The 19,837-nt window shown below is 59.7% G+C and carries 20 protein-coding genes; 7 read left to right on the top strand and 13 right to left on the bottom strand.

Features of this window, described 5'->3' with window-relative positions:
• Positions 1–182 precede the first annotated feature (182 nt).
• Entirely contained in the window at positions 183–1,175 is a 993-nt protein-coding gene (gene ftrA / locus JJQ51_RS12775; protein WP_113329205.1) for a transcriptional regulator FtrA, read from the bottom strand.
• 113 nt (positions 1,176–1,288) lie between these two features.
• Between ftrA and JJQ51_RS12770 the strand changes: the two genes are divergently transcribed.
• Together JJQ51_RS12770 and JJQ51_RS12765 are read left to right on the top strand one after the other, a co-directional pair.
• Positions 1,289–1,912: a glutathione S-transferase family protein gene (locus JJQ51_RS12770; RefSeq protein ID WP_233788655.1), complete on the top strand. Its 624-nt coding sequence runs from the start codon at positions 1,289–1,291 to the stop codon at positions 1,910–1,912.
• A 135-nt stretch (positions 1,913–2,047) separates the two neighbouring features.
• Positions 2,048–2,419 (top strand): hypothetical protein, encoded by a 372-nt coding sequence (locus JJQ51_RS12765; RefSeq protein ID WP_168192600.1) that lies wholly within the window; start codon positions 2,048–2,050, stop codon positions 2,417–2,419.
• 136 nt (positions 2,420–2,555) lie between these two features.
• Here JJQ51_RS12765 and JJQ51_RS12760 read toward each other — a convergent pair whose 3' ends face one another.
• The 3 genes from JJQ51_RS12760 to JJQ51_RS12750 all read right to left on the bottom strand — a co-directional run bounded on the left by JJQ51_RS12760 (position 2,556) and on the right by JJQ51_RS12750 (position 4,867).
• Positions 2,556–2,993 (bottom strand): VOC family protein, encoded by a 438-nt coding sequence (locus JJQ51_RS12760; RefSeq protein ID WP_145635565.1) that lies wholly within the window; start codon positions 2,991–2,993, stop codon positions 2,556–2,558.
• A 195-nt stretch (positions 2,994–3,188) separates the two neighbouring features.
• On the bottom strand, positions 3,189–3,410 hold the full coding sequence (locus JJQ51_RS12755) for a hypothetical protein (RefSeq protein WP_069609932.1): 222 nt from the start codon (positions 3,408–3,410) through the stop codon (positions 3,189–3,191).
• A gap of 269 nt (positions 3,411–3,679) precedes the next feature.
• A complete protein-coding gene (locus JJQ51_RS12750) occupies positions 3,680–4,867 on the bottom strand; it encodes a helix-turn-helix domain-containing protein (protein WP_246661747.1) in 1,188 nt (395 codons plus the stop codon).
• A 523-nt stretch (positions 4,868–5,390) separates the two neighbouring features.
• Between JJQ51_RS12750 and JJQ51_RS12745 the strand changes: the two genes are divergently transcribed.
• A complete protein-coding gene (locus JJQ51_RS12745; RefSeq protein ID WP_145635567.1) occupies positions 5,391–6,428 on the top strand; it encodes a dipeptidase in 1,038 nt (345 codons plus the stop codon).
• Positions 6,429–6,469: 41 nt separating this feature from the next.
• Here JJQ51_RS12745 and JJQ51_RS12740 read toward each other — a convergent pair whose 3' ends face one another.
• Positions 6,470–7,837: a cytochrome P450 gene (locus tag JJQ51_RS12740; protein WP_145635569.1), complete on the bottom strand. Its 1,368-nt coding sequence runs from the start codon at positions 7,835–7,837 to the stop codon at positions 6,470–6,472.
• 104 nt (positions 7,838–7,941) lie between these two features.
• Between JJQ51_RS12740 and JJQ51_RS12735 the strand changes: the two genes are divergently transcribed.
• The 4 genes from JJQ51_RS12735 to ftsZ all read left to right on the top strand — a co-directional run bounded on the left by JJQ51_RS12735 (position 7,942) and on the right by ftsZ (position 12,502).
• Positions 7,942–8,613 (top strand): TetR/AcrR family transcriptional regulator, encoded by a 672-nt coding sequence (locus tag JJQ51_RS12735; protein ID WP_113329199.1) that lies wholly within the window; start codon positions 7,942–7,944, stop codon positions 8,611–8,613.
• A gap of 185 nt (positions 8,614–8,798) precedes the next feature.
• Positions 8,799–9,842 carry a substrate-binding domain-containing protein gene (locus JJQ51_RS12730; protein ID WP_145635571.1) on the top strand — a complete coding sequence of 348 codons (1,044 nt, stop codon included), beginning with the start codon at positions 8,799–8,801 and terminating at the stop codon, positions 9,840–9,842.
• Positions 9,843–9,913: 71 nt separating this feature from the next.
• On the top strand, positions 9,914–11,119 hold the full coding sequence (locus JJQ51_RS12725) for an acyl-CoA dehydrogenase family protein (protein WP_145319873.1): 1,206 nt from the start codon (positions 9,914–9,916) through the stop codon (positions 11,117–11,119).
• Positions 11,120–11,494: 375 nt separating this feature from the next.
• A complete protein-coding gene (ftsZ, locus tag JJQ51_RS12720) occupies positions 11,495–12,502 on the top strand; it encodes a cell division protein FtsZ (protein ID WP_145635572.1) in 1,008 nt (335 codons plus the stop codon).
• Between the two features lie 82 nt (positions 12,503–12,584).
• On the opposite strand, the gene JJQ51_RS12715 is transcribed toward ftsZ, so the two are convergent.
• From JJQ51_RS12715 to JJQ51_RS12680, 8 genes are all read right to left on the bottom strand, one after another.
• Positions 12,585–13,802 (bottom strand): SfnB family sulfur acquisition oxidoreductase, encoded by a 1,218-nt coding sequence (locus JJQ51_RS12715; RefSeq protein ID WP_113350981.1) that lies wholly within the window; start codon positions 13,800–13,802, stop codon positions 12,585–12,587.
• A gap of 174 nt (positions 13,803–13,976) precedes the next feature.
• Entirely contained in the window at positions 13,977–15,275 is a 1,299-nt protein-coding gene (locus JJQ51_RS12710) for an NAD(P)/FAD-dependent oxidoreductase (protein ID WP_113350982.1), read from the bottom strand.
• Positions 15,276–15,409: 134 nt separating this feature from the next.
• Positions 15,410–16,666 carry an ABC transporter substrate-binding protein gene (locus JJQ51_RS12705; protein ID WP_113329194.1) on the bottom strand — a complete coding sequence of 419 codons (1,257 nt, stop codon included), beginning with the start codon at positions 16,664–16,666 and terminating at the stop codon, positions 15,410–15,412.
• Positions 16,667–16,717: 51 nt separating this feature from the next.
• A complete protein-coding gene (locus JJQ51_RS12700) occupies positions 16,718–17,146 on the bottom strand; it encodes a hypothetical protein (protein ID WP_112344874.1) in 429 nt (142 codons plus the stop codon).
• Entirely contained in the window at positions 17,143–18,198 is a 1,056-nt protein-coding gene (locus JJQ51_RS12695; RefSeq protein WP_113350983.1) for an aldo/keto reductase, read from the bottom strand. Before JJQ51_RS12695 ends, JJQ51_RS12700 begins: the two co-directional genes overlap by 4 nt.
• A gap of 5 nt (positions 18,199–18,203) precedes the next feature.
• Positions 18,204–18,557: a TIGR04076 family protein gene (locus JJQ51_RS12690; protein ID WP_095437503.1), complete on the bottom strand. Its 354-nt coding sequence runs from the start codon at positions 18,555–18,557 to the stop codon at positions 18,204–18,206.
• Position 18,558: 1 nt separating this feature from the next.
• Complete coding sequence (locus JJQ51_RS12685) at positions 18,559–19,047, bottom strand: DUF3830 family protein (protein WP_113350984.1); 489 nt, start codon at positions 19,045–19,047, stop codon at positions 18,559–18,561.
• Positions 19,044–19,778, bottom strand: coding sequence for a GntR family transcriptional regulator (locus tag JJQ51_RS12680; RefSeq protein ID WP_113351078.1), 735 nt, complete (start codon positions 19,776–19,778; stop codon positions 19,044–19,046). Before JJQ51_RS12680 ends, JJQ51_RS12685 begins: the two co-directional genes overlap by 4 nt.
• Positions 19,779–19,837: the final 59 nt, after the last annotated feature.

The raw sequence follows: 19,837 nt of genomic DNA, 5'->3' as shown, positions 1-19,837 counted from the left end.
GGCAGCCATCATCGTCCTGCTCTATTGCCTGGCCGGGGCGATGCTTCTATCCCAATCTGTCCATTCGGCAATCACAGACTGGCACCGCGGAGATGGGCTCTCGCGGGCGACGCCACGTCCTCGCCGTACAGCCGGGAGCAGATCCTACATCTCCAAAGGCTCCAAATCGCGATAGATATTGTTCAGTTAGACGCACGGGATTGTTGTTCGCCGTCGGAGCTGCGGAATCGCGATCGATAGGCTGTCGGTGACAATCCGACGCTTGTGCGAAAATGATGACGGAAGTTTGCAGCGCTTCCCAGACCGACATGCATTGCGATGACCGAAACAGGAAGGCTTGTTTCTTCCAGAAGCTCGCGTGATCGCGCGAGACGCTCGTTTTGAAGCCATTCCCCGGGTGCGACCCCCGTCGCCTCGCGAATGTGACGATGCAGGCTCCGCACGCTTACGCATGCTTCTTCCGCCATGCGCTGGACGCTCCATTGTTGTGCGAGGTCTCTTCGGATCGCATCCAGCAGAGCGGATAGCCGCGTGGCACCGCGCCCTGCGACCGGGCGCTCGATGAACTGCATTTGGCCGCCTTCGCGATGGGCGGCGACGACAAGGCGCCGGGCCACGCTATTGGCTGCCTTGGCGCCGAAATCCTTGCGCACGACATGAATGCAAAGATCGAGCCCGGCCGCACTGCCGGCCGATGTCAATATGTCGCCTTCGTCGACATAGAGGGAATGCGGCTCGACATCGATTTCCGGATAGGCGGAAGCAAGCCTTGCGGCATGATGCCAATGGGTCGTCGCGCGTCTGCCGGACAACAGGCCGGTTTGAGCCAGCACGAAGGCGCCTCCGCAGATCGACACCAGCCGGACACCTTTGGCGTGGGCTTTCCGCAGCGCTTCGAGAAGCGGCTCGGGAGCCGCGGCGCCCGGCCCCCGCCAACCCGGTATGACGATCGTATCCGCCTGATCGAACAGCTCAAGGCCACCGTCCGAATTGACGGTCAGGCCGCCGGCACCTCGAATGGGTCCGGGCTCTACTGCAGCGGTCATGCAGCGATACCAGCCCGGCCCCATTTCCGGTCGCGATAATCCGAACACTTCGAAGGCGCATCCGAATTCGAAGGTGCAGAGCTGGTCATAGGCGGCGATGACGACAAGCGGGTTGGCGTTCTTTGGCATGATCCTTGCGCTAATGGCTTTTTCGGCCACTGGCAATAGCCGTCCGCCCACGACTACTATTCCTCATCGGATCGCGGCGCGGTCCTTGCGCTTGTCCAAGCAAAGAGATGGTGATGGTGGATATGAGACTGATCGGAATGCTGGATTCACCTTTTGTCAGGCGTGTGGCGATCTCGCTGCGCGCACTCGATATAGCATTCGTGCATGAGCCGCTTTCTGTTTTCAGCGCTTTCGAGGCTTTTGCCGATATCAATCCTGTCGTGAAGGCGCCGTCGCTTGTCACGGATGACGGAACCGTCTTGATGGATTCGAGCCTAATACTTGCGCATGCCGAACGCATCGCGCCGTCGGGGCGCAGCCTCATGCCCGTCGATCCGCAGGATCATGCCCGGTCTCTGCGCATCATCGGTCTTGCGTTGGCAGCGTGTGAAAAGACGGTTCAGATCGTCTACGAGCATAAGCTGCGTCCTATGGAAAAGCAGCATCAGCCCTGGCTTGATCGAATTCATGGTCAGCTTGCGGCGGCGTACCGTCTGCTGGAGGCGGAAATGCCGCAGGCCGATCCCTGGCTCTTCGGTAGACGGCCGCTCCAGGCTGATATCACCAGTGTTGTCGCGTTTCGCTTTACGCGCGAGATGCTGCCCGATGCCCTCGATGTAAAGGCTTGCCCGCGCCTTCATGCGCTGTCGGTGCGTGCCGAGGAGAGCGCGGAATTTCGCGCCTTTCCCTTCAGCTGAGACATGTCGCGCAAAAGCGCTGCGATTGGGCGGCAGCGCGGCACCCAATCCAGTTCCGACTGCGTTCAGGCAGAGTTCATGCGAATCGGCATATCTTTATTCTTGTCTACAAGACAGGAAATGGGGGTAAGGGAAATGCTTGAAGGTTTGGTACGGATTTCGCGTGTTGCCGTGGTCGGATTGGCCGCGTTGCAACTGATGACGTCTGTCGCTTCGGCGCAGTATTATGGCGGCGATGACGATTATGCACCGCCGCCCTGGCAGCGTGACCAGGGTCGAGACTGGAGAGGTCCGCCGCGCGGCTGGGATCGTGACCGCGACAGGGGCTGGGATCGTGACCGCGGTTGCGACAGACGCGATCTCATGCGCGCCGCGCGGGCGGAAGGCTTCCGTCGCATTGATTCGGTCGACAGTAACGGACGCCGCATCGTCGTTCGCGGCTGGAACGATGGCGGTCCGGACCGCATGGTCTTCGCCAATCGGCGCGGCTGCCCGGTCCTCGACTGACGCTCGAAATAGAGCATAAGCGGAAGCCGAGTGTGGGTCGGCCTCCGCTTACATCACGGCAGCGCATGCTCTCGACTGGCTGAAAGCCATGCGTTTGCTGCGACCTTCGAGTTTTACGATAGCTTTGCCGCGCCTTTCAGGCGGCGGCGAATTTCTTTTTTGTGACCGTGACGCTGCCGATTTGCTCGGATTTGGCGGATATTTTGGCGTCAGCGCTTTGCTGCCTGACCAGAAACTGCCAATATATGCCCCATGGATCTCTCACAAGGCCGCGATCGTCCGGACGGCTTTTCCCCAGCGCATAACGCAAACGGTCCGCCTCGTCCTGTGTCGCACATTCGACTGTGATGGAAGAACTATGCTCCGAGCGGTCGAATGGCCCTGCCTCGAAGCCCATATAGGCGCGATTTCCAAGTGTGAAACCTGCAAACTTTACGCTACCGGCGGGTCCATTCAGATTGTCGGTGAGAATACTTGAGACCCATCCGGCTGCCGAACCCGGGATAAGCGACGTATAAAGTTCGATCGCCGTTTCCATGTCATGTTGAAACCAGAGATGTTGTCTGATCTTCATCGTGACCTGCTTTCTACAAATCTTGCCTGGATGGGGCAGGGCATGAAGGAAGCATGCTGACTGCTTGCCGAATAAAATTCATGCCGCCGGTGAGCCGCCTTCTTGTTCTCTTGAGCGGTGTCACCGACGGCATGCTGGAGAGTTGCTCCTAACCGTTCGTGCTCACCCCTGCGGAGCTCGGACGGACGCGGTACACTATTTCTCAGCAACTCTACCAGCGAGAGCCATCACATAGTCATCGGCAATATCGGCCAAGGTCAAAGCAACCTCGGGCTCGTTCCAGCCGGCAGCGAGCGCCATTTGAACAAAGTCACGAAAGGCCACTTCAAGGACCTCTTCGCGCTCGACTGCGCGGTATGAGTCATTGACGGGATGCTGAGGCTTGCTGATCTCTATTGTCTGGCGAGTAGATACCATTGCTGTTTTCCCTATGACTTGCCCCGTTGGACGCACAGTACATTCACCAAACACTAGGGCTTCGGTCTCCGAACGACTATTCTTCTTCTTTTTTAATGGGTTACGCACCATATGTCGTTAGACGTGCATCCGGAAACTTGCAGCAGCGTCCATTTTCGCAATTGCTGAAGTGCGGTTTCGGGTCGACACGGGGATTGGTGGGAAGATGTGCCCTTCGCTTGCGCGTGCCCACCGGTGCGCACGCGTCTCGAGGCATCGAAATCCGCGGTCTAGTGATAATAGCCGAGGGTTTTCAGCCATTCGTCGAAGGAGTGGCTGCTGCCGGAGGATGCCGGCGAGATGACCTGCCCGAGATAGCGCGGGATGGTAAGGTTTCTGGCTTCACGGGGACTATAGCCGAACTCCTTGCCGAAGGCTCGGCTGAAGTGCGCTGCCGAGGAAAAGCCGACTGCAAAGGCAATGTCGACGATCTGTTCCCGATTGGCGGGATCGCTGAGGGCGGCATGAGCCGACAGGAGGCGACGGCGCTGAATATAGTGATGCACGCCGCCATATTGTTCGAATATTTGATAGAGCCTGGTACGGGATATGCCGAGCTCACGGCATATGTGCTCTACCGTCAGATCGCCCGAAATGAGATTGCTTTCCACGAACCGCCGCACGCGTTCCGTCAGGGCGAGAATGCTATGCTGTTCCGTGCCGGTCGATTGTGCCGCCGAGGTCGAAACGGAGGCCACAATCATATTGCGCACCGTCTGGACGACGTGCGGCAGATCGGTGGCTGCAAACCGCGCGAGATTGTTTTCGACGCTATCGAGGAATTCGATCAACATGCTGGTAAACACGCCGGAGAGCGCAATATTGTTCTCGATCTCGACCGGTGTGGGAACGTCGAACAGCAATGCCCTCGGCAGGAAGAGCGAGAGGCCCTTCGCCTCCGTCGAGCGCCCTCGAAAAGGGTGTCCCAGCGATCGCAGTTCCACCTTGCCCGGCTCGCCTTCCAGAACGTGGCCATCGACTTCCGTCCAGGTCCGGCCACTGGTCGGCACTGAGACCTGCCAGTGATCGATGTGATTGGTTTTCACCTTCGCCTGCGATCGCATGTAGCTATGGGGCGGCGTATCCTGTTGAACGATGAGCATGCCGCCAAGATTCCACGCGATATGATCGGCCGGAAAGCCGGCTTCCGGCGGGATATTGTCCGGCAATCGCACGTCGGCCACGGGAGCGACATAAGCTTGCCAGGCGGCAAATTGCGCGGCCGGCTCGATGTCGCGCGTCGAAAACTTCAGCGGCTGCAAGGCTGGAGGCGGCAGGGCTTCCTCCGTCGCCGCCTTCTCCGGTCGCGGGAAGCGCCGCCGTTCTGACTGTAATGACTTCCTGTCCTTGCGCCATGACGATTCTTTCGCCTCGTCTGACGCAGATCCGGATCGTTCCTCGCGCCGAAAATCAGACAATCCGTTCTCCTCGAATACGGCTAGAACAGGACATGAGCGCCGCCATCTACGCTCCATCCATTATTCAAGCAGACGGCTGTCTCCGCTTCGAGCCGCCTTCTTCAGCAAGCTGGTATGCTGCTGTAATTCCTGCCGTATTCCCAGCTCTTTCACCATACTAAAGCTTTCATTTGCTGCGCATTTTAGAAAAAGCAAGTGTTGCGGGTCGCCAAACCTATATTCCCGCTGCAATTGCCGCAAAATATTGCGCTGGCTGAGCCGATTTGTCTCGTGCAGGCACATCTGCCACGTCAAAAGCGAAAACTCGCTCCATGGAGACGCTCTGCAAAACCGCTGCGAAACTATTCCGCCTTTGCCTCGCCGCCTTGGCACCGCCCGGCCGCCATCGTAATTTCCGAACGTTTTCACAGCGGGGTCTTGCAACCGACCAATTCCATTTTCGCAGACCCTATACGTAGTTTGCAGTTGCCCATTCCGCCAAGCTTGCCTAGGCAGATATCAACTGCAATTTTTGGAATGAGACATGACCGAATCCTCGATAATCCCCGTCTTCGATGGCCATAATGACGTGCTGCTCCGGCTGCGCCGCGGTGGCTTGAATTCCGTCGATGCTTTCCTGAATGGCGAAGCTGCCGGACATATCGATCTGCCTCGCGCTCGCCGTGGCGGTCTCGCGGGCGGCCTCTGCGCCATATTTATCCCGTCGCCGGATCAGCCGAAGGCGGAAAATGCCGATTTCGCAACACCTGCTCAGCCCGACGCGCTGAATGAAACTCTGGCCATGGCGCGGCTTCTGCTTGCGATTGAAGCGCGCTCCCAGGGAGCCGTGAAGGTCTGCCGCACGGCCGGTGATATCAAGCGGTCGATTGCCGAAGGCCAGTTTGCTGCCGTATTCCACATCGAAGGTGCGGAAGCGGTCGCGGCCGATCTCGATGCTCTCTACGTTCTGCATCAGGCCGGCCTGCGCACGCTCGGGCCGGTCTGGAGCCGCCCCAATGTCTTTGCCTATGGTGTGCCTTTCCGGTTTCCTTCGTCGCCCGATATCGGCCCAGGGCTCACCGACGCCGGCAAGGATCTGATCCGCGCCAGCAACGAGCTCAGGATCATGATCGATCTCTCGCATATGAACGAGCAGGGATTCTGGGATATCGCCAAGCTGTCGAATGCGCCGCTGGTCGCCTCGCATTCCAATGCGCATGCCATCAGCCCTCACAGCCGCAATCTGACCGACAAGCAGCTCGACGCGATCCGCGATACCGGCGGCCTGGTCGGCATCAATTTCGGCGTGCTCTTCCTGCGGGATGATGGTGTTAGAAACACCGATACGCCGCTCGAAGTCCTCGTTCGCCACGTCGCTTACATTGCTGAGCGTATCGGCATCGAGCATGTCGCGCTCGGCTCCGATTTCGACGGCACGACCATTCCAGCGGCGCTCAGCGATGCGAGCGGCTTGCCGAAGCTGATCGAAGCCCTGCGCGCGCACGGGTTCGACGATCAGTCGCTTGCCAAAATCGCCCATCAGAACTGGGTCCGTGTCCTCGAACAAACTTGGGGCGGCTGAGACGCCCCCTCGTTTCTGTTCGGGGCAGACGACCCGCTCGACTATCGCTCCACGAGATTGATCGACAGCGGATGCATGGGCCGCAACGTAACCTTCATGACCGGCTTGGGCGAAGACTCGGTCGAGCCGGTTACGCGGAATTTCTGCAGGAGTACGGCGAGGATCGCGACGGCCTCCATCATTGCAAAGCCATTGCCGATGCAGACGCGCGGGCCGGCACCGAAGGGCATGAAGGTGTAGCGATGGCGATTTCGCGCCACCGCCGGCTCAAAGCGGTCGGGATCAAAAAGCTGCGGGTCTTCCCAAAGATCCGCATGATGATGCACGGCGTAGATCGGTACATAGATAATGGTGCCCGCCGGTATCATGTGCGTGCCGATGGCAAATTCGCTAGTGACCGCGCGCGAAACGATTGGCGCCGGCGGATAGAGCCGCATGGCTTCCGAAAAGACCTGCCTGGTGTAGGTGAGCTTGCCGAGATGTTCTGCCGTCAGCGGGCCGCCCTCGGTCACGGTGGCAATTTCTTCAAAGAGCTTGGCCTGGCAATCCGGATGGCGCGCAAGAAGATGGAAGGTCCAGGCAAGACCGAGCGCCGTCGTCTCGTGCCCGGCGGTGATGAAGGTCATCAGATTGTCGATGATCTCTTCATCGGTCATCATGCGACCGGTTTCGGGGTCGGCTGCGTTAAGCAGCATGGAAACCAGATCGCTCCGTTCCCCGCCGCTGCGGCGTCGTTCGGCAATCACCGTACCAAGGGTCGTTCGCAGGAAGGCAACGGCCGATCGCGCCTTCTCCTTGCCGGGATGGGGCATCCAGTCGGGCAGGCCAAGAAGGCCGAGCGCGAATTTCCAGCCGGTCGGCTTGAGGTAGTTGGTAATATTGTGCTCGACCTTGTCGACATCGATGCCTTCGCCGCCCGACATCATCGTATCGACGATAATATCGAAGGTGGTGCGCATCATTTCCTGACACAGGTCGATGGGGCTGTTCTTACGGGTGAGCCAGAGATCACGCCTGCGCCCGGCCGCCGCAATCATGGCTGGCTGCAGTTCCAACAGTTTTTCATGGCGAAAGGCGCCGGCCACCGACTGTCGCTGCCATTTCCAATGGGCGCCATCGGAGGTCAGAATGCCGTTGCCGAGAGCCGGGCCTAGCACGCGGCGCACATCTTCGCCTTTGCTGAGCGCGTCGGAATTGCGCACCAGCGCCTGATAGATGAGCTCGGGATCGGCCAGATAGATCCGCAGTTTTCCACCCACCTTGGTGAAGACCATGGGCTCGGTGAAGATTTCCGGCGGCAGTGCGTCGAGCGGATTGCGGATCAGCGACAGGAGGACATGCGGCATTGAGCGCGGAGTGAGGGGAAATGTCGTCTGCGAGAGATCGGCAGCGTTCACACGTGCATTCATCCTTCAGTCTCCTTGTTCAGCCCGGCGGATGCCTGTAGATCAGGATTAAGGTATTTGCCTTACAAAGAATAAGGTGGATACCTTAGAGCTTCAAGGGGGACGAGATGACGGCCAGCAAAGGTGGGAAGAAGGACGTGGCTGCGCGGCCCGATACGCGCGAGCGGATTCTCGTCTCGACATTGTCGCTCTTCAATCAGAAAGGACCGGAAGCCGTCACCACGGCGGAAATCGCCAAGGCCGTGCACATCAACCAGGGCAATCTCTATTATCATTTCCGCACCAAGGAGTCGCTTGTCCTGGCCTTGTTTTCTCGCTTCGAAGCCGATGCATTGGCGCTCGTCAGGCAGGCCGATTCCGTAGAAGGGGCGGATTCAAAAGCCTATGCCGGCTTTTTGCGCAAATGGTTCTCGCTAGTCTGGACCCATCGCTTCCTCTTTCGCGATATTCCCGGCCTGTTGGCAATCGCACCTGGCTTGAGAGGGCCGATCCTGATGGTCAGCGCCGGCATGCGTGTTTCCGTCGATGCCATTTTTCAGCGCATGGAAGAGGCTGGCTTGATCAGCACCGCCGCGGAGGAGCGCAATGCATTGATGACCAATATGCGGATCGTTGCCACCTATTGGGCCGTCTATCTCGGTCTTCAGGAAGGTGTGGGGGAATTGACGCCTCAGCATGTGCATTGGGGGCTCGGCCAGGTCGCGAGCCTGTTGCGACCCTATCTCTCGCCACAGGCACGGGCCGATCTCGAGGAAATGCTCGCGGAACCCTTCGCCTGAGGCTTTTCCGCCGGGTAAGTCCTTGCCGCCATTCCCTCGGCAAACGAACAAAGAATCTCCGAAGCCAGCCAAAATCGGATGATTTAATCTACTAAAAATATAGGGTTTATATCTAATAATTGCATGCGTCGCAGGGTCATCTATCCGTCAGACGACGCTTCCGATGGATCGTGAGGATCGCAACGATGAGATTATTCACACGGCTTGCCCTGTCGGCCGTTGCCCCGCTTCTTCTGGCACAGACGGCGCTGGCTGCCGGTGTGAACGGTGCGCCTGCGCCTTTCGACAAGGGTGGCGTAAAAGTTGCTCTGGTCAGCTACATTTCCGCCGGCGATTTCTTCCAGGCCTATCAGGCGGGTGCCGAAGCGCAGGCCAAGGCGCTCGATATCGATCTTCGCGTTTTCCCCGGGCGCCAGGACGCAGCCGCCCAGCGTGAACAGATCCTTCAGGCGATCAATCTCGGCGTTTCCGCCATCGTCATCGATCACGGTCTACCAGAATCACTTGGCGACGTCGTTCAGCAGGCGCTCGACAAGGGTATCAAGGTCGTTGCCTTTGACGTCAATCTCAACAATCCTAGGGTTCCACAGGTCGAGCAGAGCGATCACGAACTTGCCGACCTCGCCCTGAAGCAGGTGGTCAAGGAAAATGGCGACAGTTTCAAGGCGGGCTATGTCTATGTCGCCGGCTTTGCTCCGCTCGACCGCCGCAATGAGGTCTGGGATGCTTTCAAGAAGCAGAATGCCGGTGTCGTCGAAAAGGCTCGCTTCGGTAACGTCAGCGATACGACCGCGACCTCGACTGCCGATCAGGCAAAGGCGGCGCTGGCGGCCAATCCCGATATATCAGTCGTCTTCGCACCCTATGACGAGTTTGCCCGCGGCGTGAAGCTTGCTGCCACGGATCTCGGCATTGCCGACAAACTGAAGATCTACTCGGCCGACGTATCGACGGCCGACATTCAGGAAATCACCGAACCGGGCAGCCCATGGGTGGCTACGGTCGCGACCAATCCGGCCGTCGTCGGCGCCGTTTCCATCCGTGCCGCCGCCTTGCAGGTCGCGGGGCAGGAGGTTCCGCATCAGATCACCGTCAAGCCGACGCTGCTGACGCAGGAAGGACTTCGCGCCGCCAACGTCCAGACGATTGAGGAACTGGCCAAGAAAGTTCCCGCCTTCAGCGCCAGCGATGCAGTGACCGCCAGCTGGATCCCGGACAAGCTTTTTTAAGCAGCCATTGTCGATATGTCGGCGGGATTTCCGATCCCACCAGATTACGCTACTGAACCGGAGTTCACATCATGAGCCAGTCCAACGTCATCTTTGCGGGCAATCGTAATGTCACGCGGGAAGATCTCTTTGCCAGAGCGGAAGAGATTGCAGCCGATCTTTCCAAGCGCGCCGCAGAGCTTGACCGCGAAGGCCGGCCGCCGCTTGGCGAGATCGTCAAGCTGAAAAATGCCGGCTTGCTGAACGCGCTGCACGGGTCGCAGATCGGTGGCGGCGGCCTCGATTGGGTGGATGGTTTGCGGCTGGTGCGCATTCTTGCGCGCGGTGAGAGCTCCATCGGCCAGCTTCTCGGCTATCACTACGTCAACAGCCAGTACATCTATTGGGCCTTTGACGAGGCCCGCGCCCAGGAGCTCGGCGGCAAGACGGTCGCCAATAGCCTTTACTGGGGTGCAGCAGTCAATCCGCGCGATCCCGGCCTCGTGCTGACGCGCCGCGGCAACGGCTATGTCCTGAACGGCCGCAAGTCCTTTTCCACGGCCGCGCATGTCTCCGATTACGTCAACGCCAATGCCGCGCTTGATGACCGGATCGTTGGCTTTGCCGTCCCGACCAATCGGGCCGGTTACAAAGCCAATGACGACTGGGACAATTTCGGCCAGCGTCTCTCCGACAGCGGCAGTGTCGAGTTCCACGATTTTCCTGTTTACGAAGAGGACCTGGACAAGGCGGCATCGACCGGTGGCGAAGCGCCGGTGCTTGCGACCTTCAACACGCCGCTCATCCAGCTTGTTTTCGTCAATTTCTATCTGGGCACAGCGGAGGGTGCGCTACGCGAGGCTGTCGATTATGTCCGCACGACGACGCGGCCCTGGATCACTTCCGGTGTCGAACGGGCATCGGACGACCCTTATATTCTGGAGCGTGTCGGTGAATTTACCGCAGCCCTCAAGGCATCCGCCGCCCTGGCCGACAGCGCTGCTGCGACGGTTCAGGAAGCTCTTGCTAGAGGACACAAGGCAACGGCGCGCGAGCGCGGTGAAGCAGCGGCCGAAGCCTATGCGGCGAAGGTGCACGCGACCCACGTTGCCCTCGATATCACCTCGCGCGTCTTCGAGCTGACCGGCGCGCGCTCGACCGCGGAGAAATATCGCTTCGATCGCTTCTGGCGCAATGTGCGGACGCACACCCTGCACGATCCGGTCTTTTACAAGGCCAAGGAGGTCGGCGAGTTCGTGCTCAATGACCGGATTCCAGAGGTCAGCCTCTACAGCTAAACGCCGGGGCGGGGACGCGGCGGAGTTTAAGAAGTGGATCGGCTCGTAATCCGAGCTGATGGTGACTTCATCCGCACTCAAGATCGATCAGCGTCATTGGCATCTGGTGTGGCGTGGACCAGTGTTGGAACACGCCACAGCTTCAAACAGGCTCGCCCGCTTGTGGTCTCCCGCGATGCTGGACGATTGATGTTCTGATATCCGGCTCATAAATCCTGTGCTCAACTCACTATTCTGTGGAGGGCTGCCGCCGCACGCCGCAATGCGCACACGTTCCTCACTAGGATCTCTTCCATCACGAATCGCTCCAATGTCCGTTTCCAATAGGGACAGGCGATCGCGATTGAGAATGAAATTGATCCAATGGAGTCCTTCATGGCAGACATGCGCGCACCACTTTCCGGGGTGATACCGAAGATTTCCGTCGTCGGTGTCGGCGGTGGCGGCGGCAACGCGATCAACAACATGATCGCGCAACAACTTCAGGGCGTTGAATTTATAGCGGCAAATACGGATGCACAGGCGCTTGCGACGTCCAAAGCGACCAGGCGCATTCAACTTGGCGCACAAGTGACGGAAGGTCTCGGTGCAGGCTCCCTGCCGGACATCGGACGAGCCGCCGCCGAGGAATCCATCGATGAGATCATGGATCATCTCCACGGTACGCATATGTGCTTCGTGACGGCCGGAATGGGTGGTGGCACCGGCACGGGCGCCGCCCCGATCATTGCTCAGGCCGCGCGTCAGGCGGGCATCCTCACGGTCGGAGTCGTCACCAAGCCTTTTACCTTCGAGGGTAACCGACGCATGCGCACGGCCGACCAGGGCATCGAGCGGCTGCGCGAAAGTGCGGATACCGTCATTGTCATCCCCAATCAGAACCTGTTTCGCATTGCGGACGCCACGACCACCTTCGAGAATGCCTTTGTGACTGCGGATCGGGTCCTGTATGCGGGCGTCAGCTGCATTACGGATCTGATCATTAAGGAAGGTCTCATCAATCTCGACTTCGCCGACGTCAAATCCGTGATGCGGGGAATGGGGCGCGCGATGATGGGAACGGGCGAGGCGTCAGGGCCGGGCCGCGCGCTGAAAGCGGCAGACGCCGCCGTCTCCAATCCGCTTCTCGACGATATGAGCATGAAGGGCGCGCGGGGTGTGCTGATCTCCATTTCCGGCGGGACAGATATGACGTTGTTCGAGGTCGATGAGGCCGCCAGTCGCATCCGCGACGAAGTCTTTGCCGATGCCGATATCGTCGTCGGTGCGATCTTCGACAAGACTCTCGACGGGGTGTTCAGGGTATCGGTCGTTGCAACCGGTCTGGAAAGCCTCGCGGCGGCCGCCGATCAGTCCATGGAACTCCATATGGATCGGCACTAGCTGGCCTCAGCGTGGCGCTCCTGACTTACGCCTTTGTTTGTATGAAAGCCCCGGCGTCTGCGACGGGGCCTTCGTCTATCCGTCAAAGCGCGCCATTCTTCGGCGGAATGACATCGTTCAGGTGATAATTGCCGACGACGTGATATTTCCATCGAACGGGGTCGTGAAGCGTATGCGTGCGGGCATTGCGCCAGTGACGGTCGAGATTGAGGTCGAGCTTCACGGAGGCTGTTCCGGCAAGCTCGAAAAGCGTGTTCGTCGCTTCGATCGCGATTTCCGTCGTCAGTGCCTTGGCTGCCGCAACGGCCAGCGTCGCCTCGACCACCCGCTTCTCCGTCGTCTCGACCTGAGCGGCATCTACCTTGCGGCCGGCGCGTTCGATGGTCGCAGCCGCCGCTTCAAGCCGGATGGCGATCTGGCCGATCTTGGCGATCGTTAGCGGATCGTCGCTGGCGCGGTCGACGCCACTATCCATCCAGGGGCGTGACCTGGTTTTCACGAAATCGAGCGTTTCCGCGAAAGCGGCCCGGGCAATGCCGAGATCGACGCCGGCATGGATGATCTGGCCGACGGAACCGATCGTCGTCGGCCGCTCGAAGCCCTTATGATGCAGGACGACATGGTCGGCGTTCACATAGACATTGTTGAGCGCCGTCGTGCCGCTGCCTGTCGTACGTTGTCCGAAGCCATCCCAATCGTCGATGATTTCGACGCCCTCCGTACCCTTCGGCACGAAAGCCATGACCAGCTTGTCAGCTTCATCCAGCGCGAAGACGGTGATCCAATCGGCAAAGAGAACGCCCGTCGAATAGAACTTGCGGCCATTGATGCGATAGCCGGGTCCATCGCGAGTAATGCGGGTATTATAGTGCCCGACCGTTTTCGTGCCCCGCTCGGACAAGGCATTGCCGAATCGGTCGCCGGCCAATGCGCGGCTGAAGAAGAAGCGTTTCTGATCCTCGGAGCCATCGACGCGCAGAGCCTCAAGGATATAGAAATGGTTCTGCGGGATCTGTCCAATCGAGCCATCCGCCTCAGCCAGGATCGCCGTGATCTCGGCCAGCGCCGCATTCGAAACATCGAGACCACCATATTCCTCGGGGACGGTGATCGCCAGCAGTCCGGATTGTGCCAGGGCATCCATCTCGGCAAAGGGGAGCAGCCTCTCGCTGTCGCGCTCCGAGGCGCTAGCGGCAAAGCGTGCTGCAAGCTCCTGCGCGACGGCCAGCGCTTGTTGCTCGGTCTCCAGTACCGTGGCCTCCGGATGCGTGGCGTTGATATGGTGCAATTGCGCGTTCATGGACAGGCTCCGATTTCATTCGGCGCCACGATGCCGCATTCAAAGCCGGGCTTCGAGAAAAGGCATTTCATTTTTTGGGGATGAGGTCGCGTCTTCATTCCTTTCTCTATAGAATTAATGGTCAATTACTGCCTGGAGCTGTACCGGTGCTCATGAATATTGATCTTACGCCGATTAGCGGCGTCCGGTTCGCCAATCTTCAAAGCGTGCATGTGCGAGCGCAAGCGAAGCAATGACCGGCGTGAAGCAATGAAATGGCAGAGCGCGGCCGGATTGCAGCGGAATCGGCAGAGATTCCGCCGTTTCGCCGAGCGCCAGTCTCGCCAGTGTCCGACCGAGTTGCGCCGTCATGGCGATGCCGCGGCCGTTGCAGCCGATCCCTCCGAAGAAGCCGTCGCCGAAATGATAGAGGCGCGGCAGGAAGTCCGGCGTCATGATCGCCGTTCCGGTCCAGACGATCTCCACACCCGGATGACGCGGCAGACGGAGTTCGGATGTGAGCCGGTCGACGACGGCGCGACCGACGCGCTCGAAGGCGCCGACCGGATTGATCGCCATACCGCCGCTGATCAGCCTGTTGTCGCGATCGAGCCGGTAGGTGAAGAGGTTGGAGCGCGTATCGCCGACAGGCCGGCGATTTGGGGCGATCCGCGCAACAGTTTCGGCATCGATCGGCTTCGTCGCCACTTGATACACCTTTAACGGCACGCCCGTTCGACCCATGCGGGAAGCTATGCCGCTCGTGAAGGCGTTGGTGGCGAGGATGACGACCTCCGTTTCGATTTCATGGTCCACGAGGTTAACGCGCCAGGTGCCGGCATGTCGCTCGACATGCTCGACCACGCTGTTTTCGCGGATCATGGCGCCGCGCTGCATGACCGCCCTTGCGAGCCCGTAGAGATAATTCAGCGGGTGGATCGTGCCACCGGAGTGATCGATCAATCCTCCGGAATAGATCGCCATACCGGTCTCATTGCGGATGGCGCCGGCATCGAGAAATTCGACTGGACGACCAAGTTCTGTCCAGTCCTTCGCCCTTTGGCGCAGGATCGCTGCCATGTCGTCGCCATAAGCGGGCTGCAGCCAACCGGTCTGCACCGCATCGCATGAAATCTGTTCCTCCGCGATGGTCGCAAACACCTCGTCGGCGCCTGCACCGACGAGCGACAACAGCGCATCTGCCTTGCCGCGCGGCAGCTTCTGACGGACGGTCGTCGGATCGGCCTTGGCAAAATTCGGAACCACGAAGCCGGCATTCATGCCGCTGGCTCCCGCACCCAGCCGCCCGGCCTCAAGAACGGTCACGGAGCGGCCGGCGCGGGCAAGATGAAGTGCTGCGGTCAGGCCGGTGAAGCCGCCGCCGATCACGACGACATCTGAGCGGGAAGGCAGGTCGTGGGAAAGTTCAGGGGCAGGGCCGGCTGTCAGCGTCCACAGGGTAGGATTGGTAGGGCGAGCGGCACTGCTGGGCATCAGCGGAGGGTCTCTCAATAACTACGCCAGATAGCTGTCACCATAGATCAGCCGCTGAAAGGATTGCGCCAGGATGATTTCAAGCGAGGCACCCCAATGGGAGCGCCTCGCCTTTTTGCAAAATAGAGTGTTGCCTACTTGATCTTATCCTTCAGGGCTGAAACGTCTTCCATCTTCAGCTCGCCGTCGGTGACGACCTTGCCGTCGGCGATCTTCCAGAGTCGGAAGGGGCCGGTGATGTCGCCATATTGATCGAAGGAGACCGGGCCGATGACGCCCTCGTAACGGATCGGCTTGCCTTCCTTGATGAGACCGAGCGCCTTGGCGAACTCTTCCTTACCGGCATAGATCGGCGTGCCCTTGGGATCGACGACTTTATAGATGTCATCCTTGAGCTTGGATGTGTCGTCGCCGGCGATAGCCAGCGCGAGACCGACAATCGCGCCGGCGTCATAGGCGCGGTCAGCAGCCGGATTGGTCGGTTCGATCCCCGAGAAATCCTTGTAGTTCTTGTTGAAATAGTCGGTCGAGGGCGTCGGCGTCGTGCCCGAGGAGGTGCCGTAGGCGTCCTTCAGATAGTCGGCGCCGACGGAATCGATAAAGTCCGGGCTGTTCATGCCGTCATTGAGCAGGAACTTCTGCGGGCCGCCTTGCGAGATCCATGTGCGGGCAATCGTCGCACCATCAACCGGCGTACTGACGAGGTAGAGGCCATCCGGATTGCCGCCCATGCCGGCTGTCACTTCGGAAGCATAGCTTGACTGCTTTTCATTGTAGGGCGTCGTCGAGACGATCGTGCCGCCGAGCGCCTTATAGGCTTTCGAGAATTCGGCGACCATGTTGACGCCGAAATCATTGTTGACGTGGATGATCGCGAGCTTCTTGAACCCCTTGTCGATCGCATATTTGGCGGCTGCAATGCCCTGCAGCGAATCCGAGGTGATGGTGCGGAAGAAGATGCCGTTGGTCTTGCCGTCGCGGCCGAGCGCCGTCAGCGTTGGCGAGGAGGCAGCGGGCGATACCTGCACGACCTTCGCGGGTGCGGTGACCGACGTCAGGATCGGGATCGTCACCGAAGAAATAATGCCGCCGATTATAGCCGGTACCTTCTTGACCTGCACCAGCTGGGTTGCAGCATCCACTGCGACATTGCCCTGGCTCTGGCTGTCGCGCGTATCCGTCACCAGATCGCAGCCATGGGCGCCGCCGGCGGCGTTGATATCGCGGAAGGCCATCTCGACGGACTTCGCGCCCGCCTGGCCATATTCGCCGGCCGGGCCGGTCAGTTCCATCACGAGGCCGACCGTGACTTTGCAGTCTGCGGCATTGGCGGCCCCGGCTGCAGTCAGAAGGGCGAGAGCCGTGGTGATTTGAAATATCGTCTTCTTCATCTTTGTTCCCCTTGTTCGGTCAACGATTTTCATTTCTGTTTTTAGAACCTGTCAGGTCTCCGGCATCTGCAGCCAGGTTTCATGCAGATGCTGCCATTCGACGCCGTTGGGTGCCGATGAACTTGCAGTGAAAAGGGCGCTCGCCTGACGCCGGCTATATTTGCCAGCCCGCGTCTGCGCTTCGACATAAGTCAGGACGATCGTATCCGTAGTTTCGTAGCTCGCGCGGATATCCGAAATCTCGATGGTGAAATTGCCCTGAAACGTCGCCCGGTTTGCCCGGATGAGCTCGATGGTTTCAGCGCGGTCGAAGATACGGCCGGTCGGCGGGATCATATGGAACGCCTGGCCGAAGGTGCGCTCGCAGCGGCCGAAATCCGTATGATCGGCAGTGGCGGCATCGTACCAGGCTTCGAAGAAGCGATGGAAATCGATGACTTCGGCGCTGGCTTTGCGGAAGAGAGGCGATTGCTGGCTCATACCTTCCCCGCATTGAGGTTGTAATGCATGATCGAGCCGTGCCTGCCGGTACGGTCGCGCTCCAGCGTATAGACATCGCCATCGAGACCAGGGCTTTGGGCGATGATGTCGGTAATCTGGCGGCGGTCTTCGTCCGAAAGGGCAATGTCCATGATCCTGGCATTGGCGAGCGCATGCGCCTGATTGCGGGCGCCGACGATGACCGCGGCCACCTGCGGCTGCTCCAACACCCAGGCGCTGGCGATCGTGGCGATATCGACGCCATGACGATCACCGATAGCTTTCAGCGTGCCGAGCAGTGATTGAAACAGCTCCCAGCCGCCAAAGTCATCGATGATCAGCTTGTATTTGACGAGCGAGCGATTCTCGAGCGGCATTTCCGGTTCCGGCTCCCCTAGCCATTTGTCGCTCAGGAAGCCGCCGGCCACTGAGCCGTAGCAGAGGAACTTCACGTCGTTCTCCGCCGCCAGCTTGGCGAGGCTACGCGATGGCCGTTGATCGAGAACGGAATATTGCAATTGCTGGCTGACGAGTGGAATGCCGGCTTTCAGAATCTCGGCAACATGCGGCGTATCGAAATTGGTCGTGCCGACATTACGCACCTTGCCTTCGCGGCGCATCTCGTCCAGCCAGCTCAGGGCTTCGAGATAGCCTGATAGCGAGTAGTCCCACCAGTGAAACTGTACCAGGTCAAGCTGTTCGGTCTTCAGTTTGTGCAGCGATTTGTCGACGATGCCGCGAATATAGTCGCGGCTGATGGTTGCGAGCTTTTCCAGATCGGGAACCAGCTTCGTGTGGACCTTCATCGCGCTTGAGGCTTCCGTGCCGCGCTCGTTGCGAAGCCGTTCGCGCGCCTCGCCTATCAGCTCCTCAACGCCCGTATAGATATCAGCGCAATCATAGGTGCGGATGCCGACGTCGAAAGCAGCGATCAGGTCGGTCACGGCCTGGGCGCGATCGATTTCGCCGTGCCCGCCGGCAAGCTGCCAGCCGCCGCGGATGATGCGGGAAATCTCGTATCCGGGGCTGAGCTCAAAAGTCTTGGCGGTCATGCAATTCATTCTCCTTCTGGCAACGGCACGGCCGTTGTTTCGGCATGGCTGAACCGCCGTTTGCCCGTTCTGACGATCCGCAGCCGGCTCGCGCAGTTGGGGTCGGGGCAGGCGATTTCCGCGTCCGAGGTCATCCAGTCGTTCTTGTGGGTTGGTCGCTGCTTGGCCGCCAGCAGCGGCAGGACGGCCGATATGGAGTAGATCGAAAAGCCCTGGCCCGCAGGCAGGGACAGCATCTCGCCCTTGAGTTCGAAATAGTCACCCGGCTTGGCGCCGCAATAGATCGGCTTGCCCTCGGGAATGACCGCTTCCACTCTAAGGTCGAAGAGCTCGAAACTGTCGTCGCTTTCAGCGGCCATCTCAGATCTCCACGCGTTCGAAGGTGACGTCGCAGGCGCCTTTGCGGCGGATGACGCCGCAGGCCGCCGCGAAGTGTTCGCGCTCCTCTGGGCGCACTTGCGCGACGACGCTGCCGGCAAGCCAGCCGATCGGGAAGAGCAGGCGAGCGCCCTGACCATAGAACAGACCGATATCGAAGATCGCATCTGGATTGCCGCCCCACATACGCGGCGGCACATAGCTGAGCACAATATCGCCTGGCTGCGGCGTCAGTGTCGCGTTCTCGGCGGGCAGGGCGTTTGCATAGGAAGCACCCTTCAGATGCGCCGGCGGGATTGGGCACGAGATTTCCGGTCCGGTCCACATGGCATGAATGCCGCCAACCACGCGAGCTTCGCCGAGATAGGTCCAGAGAAAGGCGGCATTATCGGGCGCCTTGGTTTCCAGCAGAGGTGCCAAGATACTGAGGCCGGAACTGGGTTCGGAGATCTTGATGGCGCGTTGGCTCATGCGGATTGGCCCCTTTTGGCTTCGGCTTCCAGTTTGCTGCGCAGGAAGGTGAACGGCCGGCTAATGTCCGCCACCAGCGCATCGCGCGCTTCTCTGGCGTCCTGTGCGGCGATCGCCTTGACGATGGTGCGGTGATAATGGGCGGTATCGACCTCGCCGGCATCCGAGAAGGCATAAATCGCGACGCGGATACAGGGGCCCGATTGCAGCCAAAGGCTTTCGATCATCGGGATCAGCACGGCGGAACCGCAGGCGCGATAGATCTCAAAGTGAAAGGCCTGATTGAGCGTCACCTCGCGGTCGACATCCTTCTTGTGCTTCAGCGCGCGCATCTCGTCCCATTCGCCGAGCATGCTCTCGATGGTCGTAATCTGCCGCGGCGTCATGCGGATCGCGGCAAGCGCGATCGCCTCGCCCTCGATCAGGATGCGAGCGCGCAGAAGATCGTCCATGCGCTCCAGCGTGATCGGCGGCACGCGAACGGATCGATTGGGGAGGGCTTCCAATGCCTTTTCGGTAATGAGCCGACCTAGCGCCTCGCGCACCGGCATGGTGCTGGTCATCAGCGCGTCGGCAAGACCGCGGATCGTCAGCACCTGGCTCGGCTCGAAAAGCCCGCCGATCAGCGCCCGGCGCAGCTCCAGATAGACCCGGTCCTGAACGGTTTCTCGCCCCACTGGCGCAAGCTGTGCGGCAATCGGATCGCTCTTGTCGGCGGTGGCCTTTTGCATTCGAAATCCCTTTTTCGGCTTGCGAAGAGGATTAAAGCTGATTAGCGTGATCAATGCAA

Source organism: Rhizobium sp. AG207R (assembly GCF_027109195.1).
Classification (GTDB): Bacteria; Pseudomonadota; Alphaproteobacteria; order Rhizobiales; family Rhizobiaceae; genus Rhizobium; species Rhizobium dioscoreae.
Note: the sequence above shows the minus strand (reverse complement) of the source record. Positions and strands in the feature narration are given on the sequence as shown.

What these genes read in the sequence shown, in the direction of transcription:
- ftrA (WP_113329205.1), bottom strand. Translation starts at nt 1,175, where the DNA reads ATGCCAAAGAACGCCAACCCGCTTGTCGTCATCGCCGCCTATGACCAG.
- JJQ51_RS12770 (WP_233788655.1), top strand. Translation starts at nt 1,289, where the DNA reads ATGGTGGATATGAGACTGATCGGAATGCTGGATTCACCTTTTGTCAGG.
- JJQ51_RS12765 (WP_168192600.1), top strand. Translation starts at nt 2,048, where the DNA reads ATGCTTGAAGGTTTGGTACGGATTTCGCGTGTTGCCGTGGTCGGATTG.
- JJQ51_RS12760 (WP_145635565.1), bottom strand. Translation starts at nt 2,993, where the DNA reads ATGAAGATCAGACAACATCTCTGGTTTCAACATGACATGGAAACGGCG.
- JJQ51_RS12755 (WP_069609932.1), bottom strand. Translation starts at nt 3,410, where the DNA reads ATGGTATCTACTCGCCAGACAATAGAGATCAGCAAGCCTCAGCATCCC.
- JJQ51_RS12745 (WP_145635567.1), top strand. Translation starts at nt 5,391, where the DNA reads ATGACCGAATCCTCGATAATCCCCGTCTTCGATGGCCATAATGACGTG.
- JJQ51_RS12740 (WP_145635569.1), bottom strand. Translation starts at nt 7,837, where the DNA reads ATGAATGCACGTGTGAACGCTGCCGATCTCTCGCAGACGACATTTCCC.
- JJQ51_RS12735 (WP_113329199.1), top strand. Translation starts at nt 7,942, where the DNA reads ATGACGGCCAGCAAAGGTGGGAAGAAGGACGTGGCTGCGCGGCCCGAT.
- JJQ51_RS12730 (WP_145635571.1), top strand. Translation starts at nt 8,799, where the DNA reads ATGAGATTATTCACACGGCTTGCCCTGTCGGCCGTTGCCCCGCTTCTT.
- JJQ51_RS12725 (WP_145319873.1), top strand. Translation starts at nt 9,914, where the DNA reads ATGAGCCAGTCCAACGTCATCTTTGCGGGCAATCGTAATGTCACGCGG.
- ftsZ (WP_145635572.1), top strand. Translation starts at nt 11,495, where the DNA reads ATGGCAGACATGCGCGCACCACTTTCCGGGGTGATACCGAAGATTTCC.
- JJQ51_RS12715 (WP_113350981.1), bottom strand. Translation starts at nt 13,802, where the DNA reads ATGAACGCGCAATTGCACCATATCAACGCCACGCATCCGGAGGCCACG.
- JJQ51_RS12710 (WP_113350982.1), bottom strand. Translation starts at nt 15,275, where the DNA reads ATGCCCAGCAGTGCCGCTCGCCCTACCAATCCTACCCTGTGGACGCTG.
- JJQ51_RS12705 (WP_113329194.1), bottom strand. Translation starts at nt 16,666, where the DNA reads ATGAAGAAGACGATATTTCAAATCACCACGGCTCTCGCCCTTCTGACT.
- JJQ51_RS12700 (WP_112344874.1), bottom strand. Translation starts at nt 17,146, where the DNA reads ATGAGCCAGCAATCGCCTCTCTTCCGCAAAGCCAGCGCCGAAGTCATC.
- JJQ51_RS12695 (WP_113350983.1), bottom strand. Translation starts at nt 18,198, where the DNA reads ATGACCGCCAAGACTTTTGAGCTCAGCCCCGGATACGAGATTTCCCGC.
- JJQ51_RS12690 (WP_095437503.1), bottom strand. Translation starts at nt 18,557, where the DNA reads ATGGCCGCTGAAAGCGACGACAGTTTCGAGCTCTTCGACCTTAGAGTG.
- JJQ51_RS12685 (WP_113350984.1), bottom strand. Translation starts at nt 19,047, where the DNA reads ATGAGCCAACGCGCCATCAAGATCTCCGAACCCAGTTCCGGCCTCAGT.
- JJQ51_RS12680 (WP_113351078.1), bottom strand. Translation starts at nt 19,778, where the DNA reads ATGCAAAAGGCCACCGCCGACAAGAGCGATCCGATTGCCGCACAGCTT.